Raw genomic sequence first — 20,869 nt, forward strand, 5'->3', positions numbered from 1 at the left:
CGTCACAGGCGAATGGCGCTTCAAAGGCCTTAGTGCAATGACCGGTATTCAACCCTTCAATGGAGAACCCTATGCAAGCTATGCAAGGCGTGAAAATCGTCGACCTGAGTCGCGCACTGTCCGGGCCGTTCTGCACCATGGTGCTGGCAGACCTCGGTGCCGATGTGATCAAGATCGAGCCCGGCCCGACTGGTGATATGAGCCGCACCTGGGGCCCCTTCGACCGTGGCGTGAGCACCTACTACTTATCGTGTAACCGCAACAAGCGCGGCATGTGCATTGACTTGCGCACCCCCGAAGGGTTGACCACTATCCAGCAGTTGATCGATGACGCCGATGTCGTCATCGAGAACTTCAAACCTGGCACGCTGGAAAGCATGGGCCTCGGTTATGAGGTGCTCAGCGCCCGCAATCCGCGACTGGTATTGGGCAGCATTAACGCCTTTGGCGCCGACGGGCCGATGAGCAGTTGGCCGGGTTTCGACCAGATCGCCCAAGGCTACTCGGGGCTGATGAGCCTGACCGGTTTCGTCGATGGCGACCCGACACGCACCGGCACCGCCATCGGCGATTTGACTTCGGGCATGTGGCTGGTGACAGCGGTGCTGGCCGCGCTGCTCGAGCGCGAGCGCACCGGGCGTGGCCAACATGTCAGCACGTCGCTGCTGGCCAGTCTGGTCGGGTTGCTGAGTGTGCACGGCCAACGCTACCTCAGCCTGGGGGATGTGCCGCGCCGCACCGGTAACGCCCATTCGGTGATTGCACCTTACGGCGTGTTCCAGACAAAGGATGGCCCGCTCAATCTGGCGCCGATCACCTCGGCCATGTGGGGGCGTTTGTGCATACTGCTCGATTTGCCCGAGCTGCCGGATGATTCGCGCTTCGCCACCAATGAAGCGAGGGTCGAACGTCGTGACGAATTGAGAGAGATTCTGGAAAGTCGTTTGAAAACCCGCAGCAAACGCGAGTGGACCTCGCTGTTCGTCGACGCAGGATTACCCGCCGGCCCGATCAACACACTCGATGAGGTCTTCGACGACCCGCAGGTGCTGCACAGCCAACTGACCGAGACACTCACGCACCCGACCCTTGGTGCACTGCGTCAGGTAGTGACCCCGGTGTTCTGCGCCAATGACAGCGTTGTCAGCCGCCCACCGCCGCTGCTTGGCGAACACACCGTCGAAGTATTGCGCGAAGCCGGTTTCGACGCTGCATCAATCAACGCACTGCTCGCCGCTAAAATAGTGTTCCAGAACTCCGATGACATGACCGGCGCGCAATCGACAGGAGCCGCACAATGAATTCAGCCTCTTCCACAACAGTGACCGTCAACCGGGTCGATGAACGCATCGCGCGGCTGGTCTTCAGCAACCCCACACACCGCAATGCACTCAGCGCGCAACTGCTGACGGCGCTCGACGAAAGCCTCATCGCACTGGCGTCACAACGCATCCCGGTGGTGATCCTCGGCAGCGAAGTCGGCCAATCCGTGTGGAGTGCCGGCCACGATATCCGCGAACTGCAACACGACCGCGACCCGATTGCCTATGGCAAACCGCTCGAACAGGTATTGCGCCGCATCCGCGCCTATCCCGGCGTGGTGGTTGCCCTGGTGTCCGGCTCGGTGTGGGGCGGCGCGGTGGATCTGGTAATGAGCTGCGACATGGTCGTCGCGGACCGCAGCGCAAGCTTTGCCATGACTCCGGTGAACATTGGATTGCCCTACACCACCAGTGGATTGCTGCGCTTCTTCAACAATTTGCCGATTCATGTGTTGAAGGAAATGTTTTTCACTGCACAAAAGCTCGATGCGGTGCGGGCGGAACGGTTTGGTCTGGTCAACCGACTGGTCGACACTGATGTGCTGGAAGCGACCGCGCTGGAACTGGCACACGGCATCGCCTGCAAAGCGCCGCTAGCCGTTGCGGCGGTCAAGGAACAGATGCGTATCCTCGAAGACCTGCAACCGATTCCGGTGCAGGCGATGGAGCAGATTGCCGAACTGCGCCGACAAGCCTGCGAAAGTGCTGACTTTGGCGAAGGACTGGCAGCCTTTGCCGAGCGCCGGCCAGCAGCATTTAATGGCAATTAGCACGACATCGTTGAAAGCTTCTGTGTTTGTACGATCGACTTCGCAGGCAAGCCACGCTTCCTCGTTTCGTCACGCTCGGCCCGACGCGAGTCGATTGCTAAACATCCCGAGACAATAACAACAAGGACGGTACCTGCGGGACCGTCCGAATGCGGGGAGTCAGATTGAAATGAATAATGAAATTCTGTCGATTTTAGTGCTGGTGGTCATTTTCGGTATCGCCAGCGTGTTGCCCATCAATATGGGCGCGCTGGCGTTCGCGGCGGTCTTTATCGTCGGTTCGGTGATAATGGACATGACACCGGCGACCATCTTCGCCGGCTTTCCCAGTGACCTGTTCCTGACTTTGGTCGGTGTCACCTATTTATTCGGCATCGCCCAGAACAACGGCACCATCGACTGGCTGATCGAACGGGCAGTGTTGATGGTGCGTGGCCATGTCGCCTGGATACCCTGGGTGATGTTCGTGGTGGCGGCGCTGCTCACCGGTTTCGGTGCGCTGAGCCCTGCGGTGGCAGCGATCCTCGCGCCTATTGCTCTCAACTTCGCCGTGCAGTACCGCATCAACCCCGTGCTCATGGGACTGATGGTGATTCACGGCGCTCAAGGCGGCAGTTTTTCCCCTGTGAGTATTTTCGGTGGCATAACCAATCAGATCGTTGCGTCCTCCGGGCTGCCTTATGCACCGTTCACTCTGTTCATCGCCAGCCTGCTGTTCAACCTGGGGATTGCCATGGTGGTATTCGTAGTCTTCGGTGGTTTACGTAGCGCTCGCCTGTCATTGGTGGTGGTCCCGTCCGGTCCCGAATTGCATGCTGCCGGTGCATCGCTGGCCATTCTTGGCCACGGTGGTACGCCGGCGTCCCCTGCTTATCATCGTACTGACCTGACGGGTGCCGGTGCGCCGCTACATACCCTCAGCGGCCTGGACGGGGCCAAGCTGTCGACGCTGGTCGGGCTGTTGGCCCTGGCGATCTCGGCATTAGTGTTCAAGTTCAATATCGGGTTGGTGGCCATGACGGTCGCGGTAGTCCTGGCCATGTTCGCGCCCAAGGCGCAGAAGGCGGCCATTGACAAGGTCAGTTGGTCGACTGTTCTGCTGATCACCGGGATCATCACCTACATCGGAGTGATGCAGACCATCGGTACCATCGACTATGTCGCCCATGGCATCTCCGGCTTGGGTGAACCGCTGCTGGTCGCTTTGCTGCTGTGCTTCACTGCCGCAATTATCTCGTCCTTCGCTTCGTCCACGGCGTTGCTAGGGGTGATCATTCCCCTGGCCGTGCCATTCTTGAGCCAAGGCCACATCAGTGCGGTCGGCGTGGTCGCGGCTATCGCCATTTCCACCACCATCGTCGACACCAGCCCGTTCTCCACCAATGGTGCGCTGGTGGTTGCCAATACCCCCCCGCTGGAGCGAGAAAAAGTGTTGCGCAGTCTGCTGATCTATAGCGCGGTGGTTGCCCTGGTGGGACCCTGTGTTGCCTGGTTGACCCTGGTGGTGCCCGGGGTGCTCTGAGCTTTCGGGTCAGGCCCTGATCAGCCTGATGGACTCAATTTTTCCGTCACCTGCCACGAGGGGTAAATTCCTGCACGATTTTCGGAAGGGAAGAATCGAAGCCATAAGTGCAGAACCTGCCCGCCCGCAAAAATGAGCCTTTTGAAATGGAAGTCATCTCATGTTCGAACGTAACAAACTGGTTCCGGAGTTAATGGTAAGCAACCTGGATAGCAGCCTGGCTTTTTGGGTTTCTTGCCTGGAGTTCAAAGTAGCTTATCAACGCCCGGAAGATGGATTTGCATACCTTGATTTGAATGGTGCTCAAGTAATGCTTGAACAGGTTGATTCGGACGCGGGTCAATGGCTGACTGAGCCGTTTGGAAGAGGCATCAACCTGCAGATTGATGTTGAGGCTGTCGCACCCATCATCCAAAAACTTGATCAGGTTGGATTCCCTCTCTATCGAGAATGCAAAGACACCTGGTATCGGGCGGACAATGTAGAAGTAGGCCAGCGCGAATTCATCGTCCAGGATCCCGACGGTTATCTCGTAAGGTTGGTAGAGCGGTTGGGTGAGAGACCGGCTTGCTCAATCTGAATCTGAGCCAAGCCGACCGTCAGCTTTGGGTTGTGGATTCAACCGGTCGGTAGCTGCCCATCGCGTCAGGCCGCTATCGGCCAGTCGGCGCCCCTCCCCCTGCTGCGTACCCTTCACACTCACGCCTGATCCATAGCCTCTTCTACCACGCCCTTATCCTCCCCCAGGAACCCGCCGCTTTGATGCTGCCAAAGCCGCGCATAGACGCCATTCTTCCCGAGCAATTCGGTGTGGGTGCCCTGTTCGATGATGCGTCCGTCATCCATGACGATGAGCCGATCCATGGCTGCAATCGTGGACAGCCGATGGGCGATGGCGATCACAGTCTTGCCCTGCATCATTTCATCGAGGCTTTCCTGAATGGCCACTTCGACTTCCGAGTCCAGCGCGCTGGTGGCCTCGTCAAGAAGCAGGATCGGGGCATTCTTGAGCATCACCCGGGCAATCGCGACGCGTTGGCGCTGGCCGCCCGACAGCTTGATGCCCCGCTCCCCCACAAGGGTGTCGTAGCCGGTATGGCCTTGCCGGTCGCTCAATTGGCTTATGAATTCATCGGCCTGGGCACTGGCCGCGGCGCTGCGGATTTGCGCATCGGTCGCATCGGGACGGCCGTAGGCGATGTTGTCGCGAATGGAACGGTGCAACAGGGAGGTATCCTGCGTGACCATACCGATGCAGCCGCGCAGGCTGTCTTGCGTCACTTGTGCGATGTTTTGGCCGTCGATGCGAATCTCCCCGCTGTCGACGTCATAGAAACGCAGCAGCAAGTTGATAAGCGTGGATTTGCCGGCGCCAGAGCGGCCAACCAAGCCGATTTTTTCGCCCGGGCGGATGCTCAGGCTCAGACCATCGAGCACCTGGCGTTCGCCATTGTAATTGAAGCTCACCTTATCGAAGGTTACCGCGCCGCCGGAGGTCACCAGCACGCCGGCACCCGGCGTGTCCTGCACCTTGGTGCCCTGGGTCAGCGTCGCCATGCCATCCTGTACGGTGCCGATGCTCTCGAACAGCGAGGTCATTTGCCACATGATCCAGTTCGACATGCCATTGATACGCAACGCCATGGCGGTGATTGCCGCCACGGCACCTGCGCCGACCTCACCCTGGTGCCATAGCCACAGGGCATAACCACCTGCTGCCATGATCAACGCCACCACCAATGCCTGGTTGACGATTTCGAACTGGCTTACCAGGCGCATCTGGCGAAAGCCGGTGTGCTTGAAATCCTCCATCGCTGCGCGCGCGAAGTGCGCTTCACGATTGGAGTGGGAGAACAGCTTCACCGTAGTGATGTTCGTGTAGGCGTCCGAGATACGCCCGGTCATCATCGACCGCGCATTAGCCTGTTCCTGCCCGACTTTCCCCAGACGGGGCACGAAGTACAGCATGGCCAGGCCGAACAACACGACCCAGGCAACGAAAGGCAGCATCAGTTTCAAAGCGAAGCCACCGGCCAGTGCGATGATCGCAATGAAATACACCCCGATCCCGGGCACGATCTCGATAAGGGTGAATAGCACGTCGCGCACCGCTAGCGCAGTCTGCATCACCTTGGTGGTGACTCGGCCGGAAAACTCATCGGAAAAAAACGAAAGGCTTTGTCGCAGCATCAGGCGATGGAAGTCCCAGCGCAGCCGCAACGGCAAGTTAATCGCCAATATCTGGTGCTGCACCATGGTGCGCAATGCCACCAGCCCGACACTGGTCACCATTACGATGCCCATGCCCCACAACACGCGACTTTCCTGCGCAGCCGCTTCACCGCCTGCCTGCCAGGTCGAGAGCAGGTCCACGACCTGCCCGAGGAAGGAAAACAGCCAGGCTTCGTAAATCGACACACCGGCACTTAGTAGCGCAAGTGCAAGGATGTAACCGCGGGCGCCCCGCGTACAGGCCCACAGAAAGCGAGCCAGGCCATCGGGTGGCGGTGGTACCTCGTCAGGAGGAAAGGGGTCGAGCCTTCGTTCAAACGCACGAAGCATGGTGTTCTCCAAAACGATCAAGTTGAGGGGATTCTGCCATTGAACGGTTGCTTTGAGGGTTTTGCGAAGTTGAGATGTGGCGCTGTTGGCAGGTCGCTCCCAGGATTGGGTTGCCGGGTGCGGGCTATCAAACGTTGCCAGAGACCCGGTCGGCAGGGATAAATCGGCCGGTATCGAAGGGAACAGGCCAAGACCGGACGCTCATCCAAGGACCGCTTTCGGCCGACTCTGTTGAAAAAGTCGACCATGGTTTCCGCAGCAGAAAACAACCGGGCCTCGCGTTCAGGACAATTCAATGGGACCGAACATATTCTGCAGATGACGTGACGAACTGGATCAAAACTCGGGTTGAAGCTATACCGAAAGGGTTCAGAGTGGGGATGGACCACACGCTCGATTAGCGACTGAGGAGAACTTCGCGGTGTCGAATCAGCTGGTCATACGCAACATGACCCGTCCCGAGCTGGACGAGCTCGTCGATTGGGCTGCCCGTGAGGGTTGGAATCCCGGTCTCCACGATGCCGAGCTGTTCTGGGCGACGGACCCTGCCGCTTTCATCGCGGCGTCCCGGGGCGGCGAATTGATCGGCGGCGGTGCCATCACCTCCTACGATGGCGAATTCGGTTTCATGGGCTTTTTCATCGTCCGGCCTGAATATCGCGGTCAAGGTCTGGGCAATACCCTCTGGCACGCACGCCGCGAGCGACTCCTCGCCCGCCTGCGCCCAGGCGCGAGCATCGGCATGGACGGCGTCTTCGCGATGCAGGACTACTACGCCAAGGGCGGTTTCGTCTTCTCCCATCGCAACATGCGTTTTCGTGCCGAGATCACCGAACGCCCGGCGACCTCGCAAGTAGACGGCCAGGATATCGTCCCGCTGGCCACTTTCCCGCTCGATCAGATTGTCGATTACGACCGCACCTGCTTCCCCGCCGCGCGCGCAACCTTCCTGAGCGGATGGATAGCCCAAGCCGATGCACTCGCCGTGGGTTGCCGGCGCGAGGGCAGGCTAAGCGGCTATGGCGTAATCAGGCGCTGCCGGGAAGGCTGCAAGATCGGCCCCTTGTTCGCCGATGACGCCCTGGCAGCCAATGCCCTCTACGCGCGCCTGGCGGAATTTGCGCAGGGTGGCCCGCTGTTTCTCGATGCCCCGCAGAACAACCCCGCCGCGATGGCGCTCGTGCACCAACAGGGCATGATCGAAGTTTTCGGCTGCGCACGCATGTACCTCGGCCCTCCTCCGGCGATCGCGCACGAACGTGTGTTCGGCGTCACGACTTTCGAGCTGGGCTGATGTCCGCTCGCGACCTCATCGGTTATGGCGGCTGCCCACCCCACCCGCGCTGGCCCGGTGAGGCGCGCGTCGCGGTCCAGTTCGTACTCAACATCGAAGAGGGCGCGGAGTCATGCATCCTCAATGGCGATGCACAGTCGGAGGCCTGGCTTCACGAGCTACCGGGCCGTCCGCCGCGTGTGGGGGAACCGGACTTGAGCGTAGAGGGCATGTACGAATACGGATCGCGCGCAGGCGTGTGGCGCATTCTGGAGCTGTTCAGCGCCCGAGGCCTGCCGCTGACCGCTTTCGCCGTCGGCCGAGCACTGGAACTCACCCCGGCGATTGGCCATGCGCTCTGCGCTGCCGGACATGAGATTGCCGGGCATGGCTACCGTTGGCTGGACTATCGCGACATGCCTGAAGACCAGGAGCGGCGCCATATCCGCCTCACCCTCGACGTGATCGAGCAGATCTGCGGTAAACGCCCCACAGGTTGGTACACAGGAAGGGTCAGCCAGAACACCCGCCGCCTGTTGCGTGAGGAAGGTGGGTTTCTCTATAGCTCGGACGCTTACAACGATGACCTGCCCTATTGGCTCCCGGGCTCGCCCGCCCACCTGGTGATCCCTTACACGCTGGTCAACAACGACGCCCGCTATCTGCTGGCGAATGGTTTCGCCTGCGGTGAAGACTTCTTCCGACTGCTCAAGGATGCTTTCGACCTGCTGTGGCAGGAGGGCGCGCACCACCCGAAGATGATGAGCGTCGGCCTGCATGGACGGATCAGTGGCCATCCTGGTCGTGCGATGGCGCTGGCGCGTTTTCTGGATTACGTGCAAGGCCACGACGCAGTGTGGATCTGTAGGCGCGAAGAGATTGCCAGGCACTGGATTGCCCAATTCCCCGCCTGAGTGATAAGTAACTCGGGACGGCCTGAGCCACGCTCAATGAAGTGGCAATATATTTCGAACCCCAGTACGCGACCGTGCTGGCTACAAACAAATCGGGTGGGCGCGCTATGCGGTTCAACACCTCAATCCGCTAATCCACAATGAACAACTTCGCTGCGGTGGTGGCGGGATCCACCGGCTGAACCCAGAAGAGATGACTGGTCATGCAAGCTTTATGGTGCCGCCCTGGATATCGTCGCGCGCCATCCGCAAGTCATTGGCATCGCGGTTGAGCTGGTGAATCATGTTGAGCAACCGCTGACGAAGCACCTCGTCCTGGAGCTGTTCTGCTGCGCGCATCACATCAAGCGCCGCTACCTCATTATTGGTTGCGACGGAGTCGAGCAGTTTGCGCATGCTTCTTGATGGCCGATTCATCTCCAACCCCCCAGGTTTCAGTGACGCGAATCATAAGGCTGGAATGTTTCGCCAGTGTTTCAGCTGCACGAACGGGTTCTGAATCACCGACTCCGGCTGAGTCGACGCTAGCCGAATCCATCAGTGATGAAGCTAAGCGGCCCGCTCCAGGGCATCCAGCAAGCCAACAAACTCCAGCGAAAGCCTGTGGCGAGGAGCCAAATGGACGAGAGGGACTGAAACTTCGTGAGATTCACGCATCTTGACGGAGCTGCTCAGGTAAACCGGTAGCAGAGGTAAACCTTCTGCCAACAGCTCATCAATGAGACTTTGGTGCATGCCAGTGCGCTCGGTGAACTGGTTGACCACCACCCCTTCCACTTCCAGTGATTCGTTGTGATCACTACGTAGATCTTCTACCTGCGCAAGAACGCGATACAGCGCCTGACGAGAAAAGCTGTCGCAATCGAACGGAATCAGTATTCGATCGGCAGCCACCAGTGCACTGAATGTGTAGAAATTCAGCGACGCAGGTGTGTCGATATAGATGCGTTCATAATCCCCGGACAGCTCAACCAATAACTTGCGTAGCTTGTTGATCTTGAACTTGCTCTCAAGTTTTGCCTGAATGTCTGAGAGTTCAGGGCTGGCAGCCACCAGGTGAAGGTTGTCGTAAAGGGTCTCGGTTATGGCCACTCGATTCCTTCTGCCTTCGAAGCCGCTGGACAGTGTCTGTTTGAAGAAATCGGCTATGCCTGCGGGAATGCGCTCGTTGAGTAGTCCCGTGAGGTAGTGAGTCGAGTTTGCCTGGGGATCGAGGTCAACCAGCAGCGTTCGGTAACCTTCGGCAGCACTTACAGCGGCAAGATTGCAGGCAATGCTGGATTTTCCAACACCACCTTTCTGATTGAATACGACACGACGCATCGGGCTTGTTCATCCATGAAAGTGGCCTAAGGCCAACTGAAGGAAAATCTAAGTAGTCATTTCAATTCTATGACCGCAACATTACAGTTTTACGACAGCCCGTCCATCAGGCCAGCTTCAATCACTCGGAGTGCTGATGCACATCAATGACTAATCAGTACAAGGAGGACCGTTAAGCAACTTGCGCAGATAGTTCGCCGATGCAGGGCACAAATGCTTGAATTGAACTGTCTGGGTGATAGCCGCAGGCGCCTCGTCCCTGCCAAGCAGTTCGTATCCATTGGCAGAGAAAAAACCAGCAGCGCCTTGAGTCAACAGGTGCAATCGGACTGCGCCTTGAGAGACCGCATAGCGTTCCAGTTCAGACAACACCGCTTTACCCAGCCCCTCTCCACGATGCGCCTCACAAACGACTATTGAGCGAAGCAACAGATCGGAACCCGCACCTTCGAGCCCTCCATAAGCCACCCACTCCCCATCCACTTCGAACCGGTAAAACTGTCGATCTGGTTCACTGACATCACTGAAGGGCAGCCCTGCCTGGCTCAATGACTTACACAGATGACCCAGATCACTCGGCCCTACTTTTCTTGCCTGCATTGTCACCCACCCTTGCTGCTGACTCACTGAGTTTCACGGTAGTAATTACCGGTGTCGACAAGATCACTGCAACGCAAGAGAGCGGTTAATGGCATGCTGACCTCGGTCTGTGATTGAGCACTCTCAAGATCGGTACCCATTTCTCATCAATGGTCAATAGGACGCAGGGTCGGCAGGAGGCATGCAATGGAACTGAAGTTCAGTCACATCGATGTATTGGTCAAGAATCTCGACGAAGCCTGTGCTTATTACGTACAGATACTGAACGCCAGGATCTCCAAAACGCTCGTCTGGGAGCGAGGTGGTCTGCACGTGCGCTACGCGATTGCGCTGATCGGTCAAGAGCGTTTCATGTTAGTACAGCCGTTGGCCGGTAACCTGAGGGAGCTATTGGACTCCTCGGGTGAAGGGATGATTTATCGCCACTGCTATTCGACGCCGGACATCGAGAAGGCCTATGACGAACTGATGGTCGCCGGTGTTCAGCCAGAAGACGAAAACGGAAAGCCATTGGCCCGCGCGAACCTGCAATCCCCGTCCGGGACACGCATTATCTGGTTGCCCAAGCGCTTCGGGCACTTCTCTATCGAAATCCTGGAAGACAAGGCGCTAGAGGCATTTGTAGAAGCTGCATTTGCCTGAGTGATGCGGCGATAAGCGTCTGCTTGCTGTGGATTCAACGGTCATACCCATTTTTCGCATGCCCGAGAAACACCTGTACTGACAGACAGGGGAACCACTTTTTCAACAGAACCGGTCAGAAGCAGCCTCCCCCCCACAAAATCCTGAAATAAACAGAAGATGTGCCGCGCCGATCACAAAGGTAGCGGTCTGTCTTGAATGACCCGCTTCATGACCAGGGTCGAGGTGAGCCGTTGCACATTAGGCAATGTCGAGAGGCTCTCATCGTAAAGCCTTTGAAAGGCGGGCAAGTCTTGGGCAATGACGTGCAGCAGGTAGTCCGGCTCCCCAAACAACCGTTGGGCATCGACCACCTGAGGTAATTCAATGAGCGCCGCCTCGAACGCCTCGACGGCTTGCCGGTCACCCTCGCGGAGCGTGGCAAATACCATTGCGGAAAAATTCAGGCCCAGTGCACCGGGATCAAGCTGCGCACGGTAGCCCAGCAATACACCGGAGTCCTCCAGTGCCCGCACTCGCCGATGACAGGGTGAAAGGCTCAAGCCGACGCGTTCGGCAAGTTCAGTGACCGAAAGACGGCCATCCTTTTGCAGCTCGGCAAGAATCTTCCGGTCAGTTCTGTCCACGTAGAATAATCTCCCTCACTGTGACGAAAATACGACCACATTTGAAAGTTAATTCTAACAACATTTCATTAATCTTCCCCCATCCATTAACAGCCGTACTCCTCTTCAGGAAACAAGAGGGGCGGCCTATGAGAGGCGGGATGATGAATAACGCGATGATTGATGAACGGGCGTGGGTGACGCCATGACCTTCAGTGTCTTTGTTGCCTTCTGGGCGGTGTCGTTTCTGTTCGTCGTTACGCCCGGAGCGGATTGGGCCTACGCGATATCCGCTGGCCTGAAGCATCGCGTCGTCATACCGGCTGTGGGTGGACTGCTGTCCGGCCACCTGATTGCCACATTGGTGGTAGCCGCTGGTGTCGGCACCCTGGTCGCCAACCATCCTGGGGTCATGTCAGTGCTGACGGTGGCCGGGGCGGGTTACCTGCTTTGGTTGGGCATCAACATGCTCACCCGTCCCTCCACACCCCACACCGATGAAGTTCAGGCGTCAGGCTCATGGTTGCGCTGGGCGCTCAAGGGGCTTTGCGTCAGCGGCTTGAATCCGAAAGTGTTCCTGCTGTTCCTGGCGCTCTTGCCCCAGTTTGCCGATGCCACTGCCCCCTGGCCTGTACCGACGCAGATGATTGCACTCGGGCTTGTCCACACCGTCAGTTGTGGCGTTATTTATCTCCTGGTCGGTTTTGGCTCACAGGTTGTTCTAAAGGCACGCCCAGCCGCTGCTCAGTGGGTCAGTCGTTTCTCCGGAGCGACCATGATCATCATCGCCGTGACGCTGTTTACCGAACAGATGCCAGCTTGATTGCCTCATCAGGACAGGTCATCGTTCTCATCCAGAGGTGATGATTGATGTGCGCATTCTCGTAGCCAGTTCATGAAAACCAGCAATCGCTTAGGGATAGTGCCGAGCGACGGGTGAACCAGATAGTAATCGTAGTGGCCTGAGCGGCTGAATTCAGCGACCGGCAGGACGAGCTCGCCGCGATCAACCCGCTTCTGCACAAGCTGCTGACGGCCAATCGCAATGCCGGCGTGGTTCATGGCTGCGGTCACACATAAATCAGAGCGATCGAAGGTCAAGCTACGTTTGGGAAGTGCCGCGAGCATGTTGTGTTGCTCTGCCCAAAGCGTCCACTCGGCATCATAGGCCGCATGATCCCACGCCAGGGAGTCATGCAAGATTGTGCAGTTCCTTAAGTTGTCCGGGTTCTCCTCCAGGCGATGGCGTCGCGCATACTCGGGACTACACACCGGGGCCAGCCGCTCGCGCATCAACCGATGGCTCGTCAACCCGGGAAACTCGCCATTGGCGTAGTACAGGGCCAAGTCGATTTTACGGGTTCGAAAGTCGACATTGTCATTGCCTACCCGCAGGTCCAATGACACCAAGGGATATCGCTCGATAAAATCCGCCAGCCTGGGAACCAGCCAGCATTGGGCAATGGAAGGCCTGACATAGAGCGCGATCGAGCCGGCAATTTCCGCCTGTGTCGATTGCTCGAGTGCCTCGGACAATTCTCCCATCGCATTCTGGAGTATTTCGAAGATACGCTCGCCTTCGTCGGTCAGGCTGACCTGCCGGGTCAGGCGCTGGAACAGCTTCATGGATAAGGCGGTTTCCAGACGACTTATACGGTGGCTCACGGCGCTTGCGGTCAAACACAACTCCTCTGCCGCACGGGCGAAGCTCAGATGACGAGCGGCAACCAAAAAGGTGTGAAGGTTCGCGAACTGGCTGCTGTTGAGCCTGGAGCTGATACGTGGAGGAAGGTTGAGCACGACAGTTTTTTCCCTCAAACCCAATAGCCGCCTTGCGTTGTACGAATTTCCAGCGGGCAAACGTAACGGATGTGGCAAGACGTTGATCTTGCCACATTCGGTTCAGGCTTAAATCAGCGAGAACTCTGTCGAGTCCAGGCAATTCGGGTCCATTCAGACCAGATTAACCTTTGGCGAGCAATTCACGGCCCTTGGCCAGATAGGCTTCCATCTCGTCGCAAGGCACCATATTGCCGCCCGTTGCCCAAACCAGATGGGTGGCTTGCACCATGGCCTGACGGTCCAGGCGCGCGCGAGCCAGGTAGCCCTGCTGGTCGGCCTGGACTCTGGCAATGCCGGGCACGCCGGCGAGCGCGGATGGCTCGAGGCGCACACCTTCGCTGCGCTCCATCAGTGCCAGCAAACTGTACATTTCCTCGTCGCTGACCGTGTAGAAACCATCAAGCAAGCGCTGCATGGCCTTGCCGACAAAACCTGAAGCGCGTCCGACGGCCAGGCCGTCCGCAGCCGTCACGTTGTCGATGCCGAAGTCTTGCACGCTCACTTCGTCGTGCAGGCCGCTATAGACGCCCAGCATCATGCATGGCGAGTGTGTGGGCTCGGCGAAGATGCAATGGACAGCGTCGCCGAAGGCTAGCTTCAGGCCGAAGGCCACGCCGCCAGGCGCGCCACCCACCCCACAGGGCAGATAAACAAACAATGGATGTTGCGCATCCACGGTGATGTCAGCCGCTGCCAATTGCTTTTTCAGGCGCTCGGCAGCCACCGAGTAGCCCAGGAACAGGCTGACCGAGTTTTCATCGTCCACAAAATGGCAGGCTGGATCTGACTCCGCTTGTTGACGGCCTTGCGAGACGGCCACGCTGTAATCGGAGGAGTACTCAATAACGGTAACGCCGTGTGAACGTAACTTGTCTTTCTTCCATTGCCGCGCATCCGCCGACATATGCACGGTCACCTGGAAACCCAATGCCGCCCCCATGATGCCGATGGACATGCCAAGGTTGCCGGTCGAGCCAACGGCTATTTTGTATTGGCCGAAAAAGGCACGCGCCTTATCGCTGTCCAGCACCGCGTAGTCGTCATCAAGCGTCAGCAGATTCGCGGCCAACGCCAGGTCTTCGGCATGCTTGAGCACTTCATAGATACCACCGCGCGCCTTGATGGAGCCCGAAATCGGCAGATGGCTGTCCCGCTTGAGCCACAGCGCCCCTTGCAACGCCTGACCGTAGCGCTCGCCGAGCAATTGCTGCAGGTGTGGTACGGGCAGAATGTCCGATTCGATAATGCCGCCACTGCACTCCGTCTCCGGAAACGCGCGCCGCAGGTAAGAAGCAAAACGCGTCAGTCGCGCGCTGGCATCGGCGACGTCTGCGGCCGTCAACCCCACATCGCCAATCGATTCCGCGACCGGGGCCACGGCAGGGTTGAACCAAGTGGTTTCTTGCAGCGCGACCAGATCGCGAATCAAAGGATAACTGGCGTACCAGCTTTCAAGTGTCTTGCCCAAAATCATGGCGTGGTCCCTTTAAACAATCAGGCGGAAAATACGGGTTGAATCAAACGAATTGCGACAGCAGCAGGGTCAGCCCCAGCGCGATCAATGAAGCCAGTACGGTAGCCGAGGTGAATTTCTTCAACGCTTCGGCGAGCGAGACTCCCAGGTACTCCTTGACCACCCAGAAGGCCGAGTCCGTCACATGGGTCCAGCCAATGGCGCCGGCACCGATGGCAATGCAGATAATTTCCTTACTCACGGTGGGATGAGCGCTCAGCATCGGCATCACCATGCCGGCGGCACTGATCATTGCCACCGTCGCTGAACCGACGGCGAAGTGCATCAGCCCTGCCACCAACCACGCCAGGACGATGGGATTCATGTTCAATTGCGTCAACGAGCCGGACAGCGCGTTACCCACGCCGCTGTCGACCAGGATGCCGTTGAATGCCCCACCGGCACCGATGATCAGCAGAATGCTGGCCAGCGGAGGAAAGCTCTTCTGAGTGTGCGCGAGCAAGTCAGGCATTGATAAGCCGCGGCGCAAACCCAGCGCCCAGTAAGCGAACACCACAGCAATGGACAGTGCTATCAGCGGCGTCCCCAGGAACGAAACGATGCTGAAGAGCCCGGAGTCATGGGGCAGTCCGGCCGCAAAACTTTTGCCGACCATCAGCAGCAGTGGCAGCAGGATGGTCAGCAGTGTCAAGCCAAGGCCTGGCAAGTCCCGGGTCGCGCTGTCAACGCAATGTTCGTCCAGAAAAGCTTCTTGAGTGTCGGGCGCTTCACTCTTGCAGACCAGCTTGATCCACAGCGGCCCGGCAATGATGGCGGTAGGCAGCGCGATAATGAGGCCATACACAATGACCTTGCCGACATCGGCGCCCAGCAGCCCGGTGATGGCCATCGCGGCAGGGTGCGGGGGCAACATGCAATGAACCGCCATCAGCGACACGGCCAAGGGCACGCCCAAGTATAGAAGGTTGATCCGGGTCTCTTTGGCGACCACATAGATCAGGGGAATCAGCAGAACGAATCCAACCTCGAAGAACACCGGGATGCCCGCGATAAACCCTACTAGCATCATGGCCCATGAGGCACGCTCTTTACCCAGGGTGCTCAATAGCGTCTGGGCAATGCGCTCCGCGCCACCGGATTCTTCCAGCATCTTGCCGAGTATGCCGCCAAGGCCAATGATCGTTGCCAGGAATCCGAGTGTTCCACCGACACCTTTTTCATAGGAAGAGGCCATTTGCGCCAGTGGCATGCCTGAACCGATGCCCACCACAAAGCTCGCTGCGGTCAAGGCCAGGAATGCGTGGACACGCACTTTGACGATTAGAAAAACGATCAGAATGATGGCGGAAAACAACACCACCAATAGAGTGGGACCACTGTGCATACAATCTCCTGAAAGAGCTTTTATTGTTGAAACAAGTGATCTTGGTCACTCAGCTTTTCGGCATTAGAGAGCGCAACACAGGGACCTGACAAAGGATGGATTTTCAAGGGATGGATGACATGAGGTCATCTATGGTGAGTGCATGGCGTGAAGTGATGAAAGTTCGAGCCATTTCTACAAGGGACTGGAGGCTATCAAAGCCTGGAAGCAAGCCTCGCAGGCCAAGTGAACCTGAGCGCGCGGCCAATGAGTTTTTTTATCATGTCAAGGAGCGCAAAATGAGCTGTCTGGCGTTCGAATGATGTGTCGCAGTCGGCTGGCGTGTAGACATCTCGGGCACCATGGGTAAGGACTTTCTCGAGTACGATGAGCGCGCTTGCTGTCGACTGCAGGGGCCGGAGGAGGCGTTTTGAAACCATTCGCGCTCAGACCTGGCGCCTCGACTCTGAACATGTTCCTGCAAGGGGGCTTGCCACGCCGTGATGCTGTGCCGCAAACGTTAACGGAAAAAGCGGTCATCCCTGGCATTCCCAATGCTCGCTATTGGTTGGACCACGACCTGACTCTGTTCATTCAGGATGCAACTGAGGGCAACAAACGCGAGAGCGAGGCTCTCGCCAAGGCAGGGAAACCGAACAACATCCTGCCGCTGGCAAATATGCTGGCAGTTTCGGGAGGCGGTGACGCAGGCACATTCGCAGCAGGACTCATTACGGGGTGGACCACGCATGGGACTCGCCCCATGTTCAAGGTCGTCACGGGCATTAGCGCGGGCGCCCTGGTCGCCCCGTTCGCTTACCTGGGATCCGAGTACGACGAAGTCATTCGGTATATCGCCAACGCCATCGGTCCAAAAGACGTTTTTCATTCGCGAAACGTGCTGACCCGTCTTGCCAGCGACGGTATAGCGGACAGCAAACCACTGTCGCGGCTCATCACAAAGTACATCACCGCGGAAATTCTTGCGGCGATTGCATCGGAATACGCCAAAGGGCGAATCCTGCTGATCGGCACAACCGACCTTGACTCAGGGCGGCCAGTCACTTGGAACATGGGCACTATTGCCGCAAGCGAAGCACCGGGAGCGCTCGACCTCTTCCGCAACATCATGATCGCGTCGATGAGTATTCCCGGCGCCGTCTCACCCGTCATGATCGATGTAGACGTTGACGGCAAACAGTTTCAGGAAATGCACGTGGACGGTGGGGTAATCACTCAGGTGTTCCTTTACCCACCTGGAACAAAGATGGCGCTGAACAGAGCCACCGGAGCACCTTTGCGACTCGAACGGCATTTCTATGTCATTCGTAATGGGACACTGGAGCCGCAGTGGTCCGGGACGAAACGCCGTACATTGAGCATCGGCGGTCGAGCCATCAGTGCATTGATTCAAACTCAGGGGATCAGCGACCTGGAGCGAATTTACCGTATGGCGCAGCAGGATGGAGCGGATTTCAATCTTGCGTACATTGGCTCCGACTTTTACTTTCCGCGCAATAAGAAATTCGATGGCGAGTACATGAAGCGTTTATTCGATTACGCCTTTCAACTCAGCGCGAAGGGCTATCCGTGGCATAAATCACCGCCCTCGGAAAACTCTGAACTACGAAACACCCGCTGAACGATTGAGCCAATCTGTTGCATCGATCGGTTGAATCCAAAGCCAATGGCCAGAAACCAAAACTCCACCTGGCAGCGCGAATGCCCCTACCGTCGATCTATTCCTTATAGACCCCGACCTTCACATTACAGCCCGCCTTCGTGACCTTTGAATAACAAGGGAATCGACCGGCATTTTCTCAGGGGCGTAGTGGGATGCAAGGTGATTGACCATGGCTTGAAATACTCGTATAGCTCATGTCAGGCCACAGAGGTTTGTCCTATGATCACGATTGGCTTTGTTTTGCCGCACGGCTTCCAAATCATGGGATTGGCAGCAGTTTCCGCGTTCGAACTCGCTAACGGCACGGCGAATGAGCCGTTGTATGGCATCCGACTCCTCTCGGAGAGCGGTGGCGCTGTTCCCAACTCGTTTGGTGCCCCTGTTGAAACGAGTCCGCTGTCGAGCAGCAAGGTTGATACGCTGATCGTCACTGGCTCGATGCATCCGGCACCCTCTCCGTCTGACTTGATAACGCAACTGCGTAAGGCATCCGAGTCCACACGGCGCACTGCATCGGTCTGCACGGGGGCCTTTATACTTGGTGAAGCAGGATTGCTCGATGGTCGACGAGTCACCACGCACTGGTTTCATGCGCGCGATCTTCAGAAACAGTTTCCGAAAGCACATGTAGAGGACGATCGAATTTTCATCATCGACGGACCTATCTGGACCTCCGCCGGGATGAGCGCCAGCATAGACTTGGCGCTTGGCATGATCGAGAAGGATTTTGGCCCGGAACTGTCCCGTAGGGTTGCCCAAGACTTGGTCGTCTATCATCGACGTGCCGGCGGACAGTCTCAGCACTCGGCGCTGTTGGAGTTAGACGCCAAGTCCGATCGCATCCAACGTGCATTGGCACACGCCCGCCAGAACCTGCGCGCCCCACTTACAGTAGAAGAACTGGCAATGGCAGCCCATCTGAGCCCAAGGCAGTTCAGTCGAGCGTTTCGAGCCGAAACCGGACAATCGCCCGCCAAAGCAGTCCAACACCTTCGTTTAGAGGCAGCGAGGGTAATGGTAGAGCAAAGCCGTCATTCAATAGACGAAGTCGCCTCCGAAACCGGTTTTATCGATACAGAGCGAATGCGCCGAGCATTCTTGCGTGCATTCGGGCAGCCCCCGCAGGTTCTGCGACGCAATGCGCGATTGGCGGAAGTTTAGGAATGCTGATCACTATGGGATTGAATTAAATTTTGCGACCCGGACCAGTTAAGTCCGGGCCATGACTAGACGTATCTCCGTTAACCACGGTTACACAATTGATACATGCCCTATCGTTCAGACGGAGCGCGCTACCGCTCCTACTGCCGCCTCCACGCGACGAGCAAGTTCAAGGAGCTTTCGGTCGTCACCATTCTTGCCGTCTATTTCCAGACCGATAGGAAGTCCGTTGCTGGACATTCCCATCGGAATGCTAATGCCCGGCAACCCTGCGATGCTCCCAGCGACGGTATGCCTCGCGAGAGCCAGGTCGTCGACCTCCTGCCCTGCGATGGTGAACTTCGTCTGTTGCTCAATCGTTGGTGCAGGACAGGGGGTAGTTGGCATGATGAGCGCCTGAGCCCCACTGCTGGAAAATGCCATGTTAAATCGGCGCTGGATTTCCGGACGATCATGATCAAGCGCGGTTTGATATGTCTCATGGGAAATGAATCCAGCGCCACTCGGCAATACAAGATGGCCCCAAGCATCTTTCAAGCCAGGCTTCAATTCATTGTAAATATCTTCAAATGAGCTCGGTATCCGATTCTTGCGAAGGAAGCCTGCGACCGACTCCATCGTCTCATGGAAGAAAATACTCCACGTCGACCTTTCGGTCATGGCGAAAAAATCTTCACCAAGGTCTACTTCGACAACTTCCGCACCAGCGTCACACAGCCGACGAATCGTCTCTTTGAAGTGCTCCTCAACTTCATGATTGATACGCTCAAGATGTTGCCGAGGAGCATAGGCTAGCCGGATTCCTCTAAGACCCGTCCAGTCACCATGAACGGTAGATGTGGTCTTCGTGACGACCTGGTCGATCAGTGCGCAATCCTCGACGGTGCGCGCGAATACACCCGCTGTATCGAGCGTATGGGAGATGGGAGCAATCCCATCACCAGACCACCGCCCCGGGCTGGGCTTGAACCCCACTACACCACAGAACGACGCTGGCACGCGGATAGAACCCACGGTGTCACCGCCGAGAGCCGCGGGCACGATCTGAGCGCCTACCGATGCTCCCGCGCCACTCGAAGAGCCTCCGGTCACGTGTTCAGGATTGTGCGGATTTTTCGCCTGGCCGAAGTGGCTGTTATGTCCGGTCAAACCATATGACATTTCCACAAGATTGTTCTTGCCGAACACTATGCCCCCGGCATCCTTGATCGCTCTAACGACCTCTGCATCTCGAGCTGGCACAAAGTTCTCCAAACTGCGGATGCCGAGTGTTGTCCGTAAACCTTGCGTTAGATAACTGTCCTTGACCGCAACCGGAACGCCCAACAACGGGGCGGTAGAACCAGTAGCGCGAGCGGTATCACAGGCTCTCGCCGCGGCAAGTACTGCGGCTTCGTCGATCGTGATAAAGGCGCCCAGGTCAGAGAAAGTGTGAGCTCGCCGAAGTAGCGCCGCAGTATAGGATTCTGACGAAATGTCGCCTCTACGTATGGCGGCAGCCGCAGCAGCAACACCAAGTTCGCTGAACCTGTCAGGTGATATTCCAGTGTCATCGCCCTTAAGCATATAAACCTCACGGTAGGTTGGGTTGAGACGAGGGATGCTCCCGTCATGACTTGAATCTACCCACACCGCGCAAAGTCCGAAATGTCGAATATACCTCGTTTAGGGACATTGCCCGTCCGCCAATGGATCAGAGCGACCTAACGAAGATCCACATCGCGTTGAGATAAGGTCAACATCGTCGGCAGAAACTTGCGGCGGCTGAATTAAATGCAGGCACGGCTGTACACATAAAAAAACGCCCCCGCG

General features: G+C 57.4%; 18 protein-coding genes and 2 pseudogenes. 11 read left to right on the forward strand and 9 right to left on the reverse strand.

Annotated elements, in window-relative coordinates; all coding sequences use genetic code 11:
• The first annotated feature begins 71 nt into the window (after nucleotides 1-71).
• The 4 genes from J4D25_RS03735 (at nucleotide 72) to J4D25_RS03750 (ending at nucleotide 4,194) form a co-directional block, all read left to right on the forward strand.
• On the forward strand, nucleotides 72-1,301 hold the full coding sequence (locus J4D25_RS03735; RefSeq protein WP_057715296.1) for a CaiB/BaiF CoA-transferase family protein: 1,230 nt from the start codon (nucleotides 72-74) through the stop codon (nucleotides 1,299-1,301).
• Nucleotides 1,298-2,092: a methylmalonyl-CoA decarboxylase gene (gene scpB / locus J4D25_RS03740; RefSeq protein ID WP_057715297.1), complete on the forward strand. Its 795-nt coding sequence runs from the start codon at nucleotides 1,298-1,300 to the stop codon at nucleotides 2,090-2,092. Before J4D25_RS03735 ends, scpB begins: the two co-directional genes overlap by 4 nt.
• 169 nt (nucleotides 2,093-2,261) lie before the next feature.
• Nucleotides 2,262-3,614, forward strand: coding sequence for an SLC13 family permease (locus J4D25_RS03745; RefSeq protein ID WP_057715298.1), 1,353 nt, complete (start codon nucleotides 2,262-2,264; stop codon nucleotides 3,612-3,614).
• A 160-nt stretch (nucleotides 3,615-3,774) separates the two neighbouring features.
• The gene (locus tag J4D25_RS03750; protein ID WP_057715299.1) at nucleotides 3,775-4,194 is read left to right on the forward strand and encodes a VOC family protein; all 420 of its coding nucleotides are present in this window, start codon (nucleotides 3,775-3,777) and stop codon (nucleotides 4,192-4,194) included.
• Nucleotides 4,195-4,313: 119 nt separating this feature from the next.
• Here J4D25_RS03750 and J4D25_RS03755 read toward each other — a convergent pair whose 3' ends face one another.
• The gene (locus J4D25_RS03755) at nucleotides 4,314-6,176 is read right to left on the reverse strand and encodes an ABC transporter ATP-binding protein (RefSeq protein ID WP_057715300.1); all 1,863 of its coding nucleotides are present in this window, start codon (nucleotides 6,174-6,176) and stop codon (nucleotides 4,314-4,316) included.
• Between the two features lie 421 nt (nucleotides 6,177-6,597).
• Here J4D25_RS03755 and J4D25_RS03760 point away from each other — a divergent pair, with 421 nt between their 5' ends.
• Complete coding sequence (locus tag J4D25_RS03760) at nucleotides 6,598-7,470, forward strand: GNAT family N-acetyltransferase (protein ID WP_057715301.1); 873 nt, start codon at nucleotides 6,598-6,600, stop codon at nucleotides 7,468-7,470.
• Entirely contained in the window at nucleotides 7,470-8,363 is an 894-nt protein-coding gene (gene puuE, locus J4D25_RS03765) for an allantoinase PuuE (RefSeq protein WP_057715302.1), read from the forward strand. The genes J4D25_RS03760 and puuE overlap by 1 nt, the downstream gene beginning before the upstream one ends.
• A gap of 201 nt (nucleotides 8,364-8,564) precedes the next feature.
• On the opposite strand, the gene J4D25_RS03770 is transcribed toward puuE, so the two are convergent.
• The 3 genes from J4D25_RS03770 to arsN2 all read right to left on the reverse strand — a co-directional run bounded on the left by J4D25_RS03770 (nucleotide 8,565) and on the right by arsN2 (nucleotide 10,286).
• On the reverse strand, nucleotides 8,565-8,780 hold the full coding sequence (locus J4D25_RS03770) for a hypothetical protein (protein ID WP_057715303.1): 216 nt from the start codon (nucleotides 8,778-8,780) through the stop codon (nucleotides 8,565-8,567).
• Between the two features lie 132 nt (nucleotides 8,781-8,912).
• Nucleotides 8,913-9,686, reverse strand: a complete 774-nt coding sequence (locus tag J4D25_RS03775) for a ParA family protein (RefSeq protein ID WP_057715304.1) — start codon at nucleotides 9,684-9,686, stop codon at nucleotides 8,913-8,915.
• A 150-nt stretch (nucleotides 9,687-9,836) separates the two neighbouring features.
• On the reverse strand, nucleotides 9,837-10,286 hold the full coding sequence (arsN2, locus tag J4D25_RS03780) for an arsenic resistance N-acetyltransferase ArsN2 (RefSeq protein WP_079246766.1): 450 nt from the start codon (nucleotides 10,284-10,286) through the stop codon (nucleotides 9,837-9,839).
• 186 nt (nucleotides 10,287-10,472) lie between these two features.
• Between arsN2 and J4D25_RS03785 the strand changes: the two genes are divergently transcribed.
• On the forward strand, nucleotides 10,473-10,928 hold the full coding sequence (locus J4D25_RS03785; protein ID WP_057715305.1) for a VOC family protein: 456 nt from the start codon (nucleotides 10,473-10,475) through the stop codon (nucleotides 10,926-10,928).
• Between the two features lie 173 nt (nucleotides 10,929-11,101).
• Here the strand turns inward: J4D25_RS03785 and J4D25_RS03790 are convergent, their stop codons facing one another.
• The gene (locus J4D25_RS03790; RefSeq protein ID WP_057715306.1) at nucleotides 11,102-11,554 is read right to left on the reverse strand and encodes an Lrp/AsnC family transcriptional regulator; all 453 of its coding nucleotides are present in this window, start codon (nucleotides 11,552-11,554) and stop codon (nucleotides 11,102-11,104) included.
• A gap of 184 nt (nucleotides 11,555-11,738) precedes the next feature.
• Here J4D25_RS03790 and J4D25_RS03795 point away from each other — a divergent pair, with 184 nt between their 5' ends.
• Nucleotides 11,739-12,356 carry a LysE family translocator gene (locus tag J4D25_RS03795; protein WP_057716628.1) on the forward strand — a complete coding sequence of 206 codons (618 nt, stop codon included), beginning with the start codon at nucleotides 11,739-11,741 and terminating at the stop codon, nucleotides 12,354-12,356.
• Nucleotides 12,357-12,364: 8 nt separating this feature from the next.
• Here the strand turns inward: J4D25_RS03795 and dsdC are convergent, their stop codons facing one another.
• From dsdC to J4D25_RS03810, 3 genes are all read right to left on the reverse strand, one after another.
• Nucleotides 12,365-13,333: a DNA-binding transcriptional regulator DsdC gene (dsdC, locus tag J4D25_RS03800; protein WP_057716629.1), complete on the reverse strand. Its 969-nt coding sequence runs from the start codon at nucleotides 13,331-13,333 to the stop codon at nucleotides 12,365-12,367.
• A gap of 163 nt (nucleotides 13,334-13,496) precedes the next feature.
• A complete protein-coding gene (gene dsdA / locus J4D25_RS03805) occupies nucleotides 13,497-14,849 on the reverse strand; it encodes a D-serine ammonia-lyase (RefSeq protein ID WP_057715307.1) in 1,353 nt (450 codons plus the stop codon).
• A gap of 43 nt (nucleotides 14,850-14,892) precedes the next feature.
• The gene (locus J4D25_RS03810) at nucleotides 14,893-16,233 is read right to left on the reverse strand and encodes a gluconate:H+ symporter (protein ID WP_057715308.1); all 1,341 of its coding nucleotides are present in this window, start codon (nucleotides 16,231-16,233) and stop codon (nucleotides 14,893-14,895) included.
• Nucleotides 16,234-16,891: 658 nt separating this feature from the next.
• On the opposite strand from J4D25_RS03810, the pseudogene J4D25_RS27235 reads away from it, so the two are divergent.
• The 3 genes and pseudogenes from J4D25_RS27235 to J4D25_RS03820 all read left to right on the forward strand — a co-directional run.
• Nucleotides 16,892-17,434: pseudogene (locus J4D25_RS27235) on the forward strand (patatin-like phospholipase family protein); the annotation flags it as partial.
• Nucleotides 17,435-17,756: 322 nt separating this feature from the next.
• Nucleotides 17,757-17,888, forward strand: a pseudogene (locus tag J4D25_RS27240) (IS30 family transposase); the annotation flags it as partial.
• Nucleotides 17,889-18,115: 227 nt separating this feature from the next.
• The gene (locus tag J4D25_RS03820; protein WP_057715310.1) at nucleotides 18,116-19,057 is read left to right on the forward strand and encodes a GlxA family transcriptional regulator; all 942 of its coding nucleotides are present in this window, start codon (nucleotides 18,116-18,118) and stop codon (nucleotides 19,055-19,057) included.
• Between the two features lie 117 nt (nucleotides 19,058-19,174).
• Here the strand turns inward: J4D25_RS03820 and J4D25_RS03825 are convergent, their stop codons facing one another.
• A complete protein-coding gene (locus J4D25_RS03825; RefSeq protein WP_057715311.1) occupies nucleotides 19,175-20,623 on the reverse strand; it encodes an amidase family protein in 1,449 nt (482 codons plus the stop codon).
• Nucleotides 20,624-20,869 lie beyond the last annotated feature (246 nt).

The sequence above is a fragment of the Pseudomonas sp. GW456-L13 genome, assembly GCF_017350115.1.
GTDB classification, from domain to species: Bacteria; Pseudomonadota; Gammaproteobacteria; order Pseudomonadales; family Pseudomonadaceae; genus Aquipseudomonas; species Aquipseudomonas jessenii.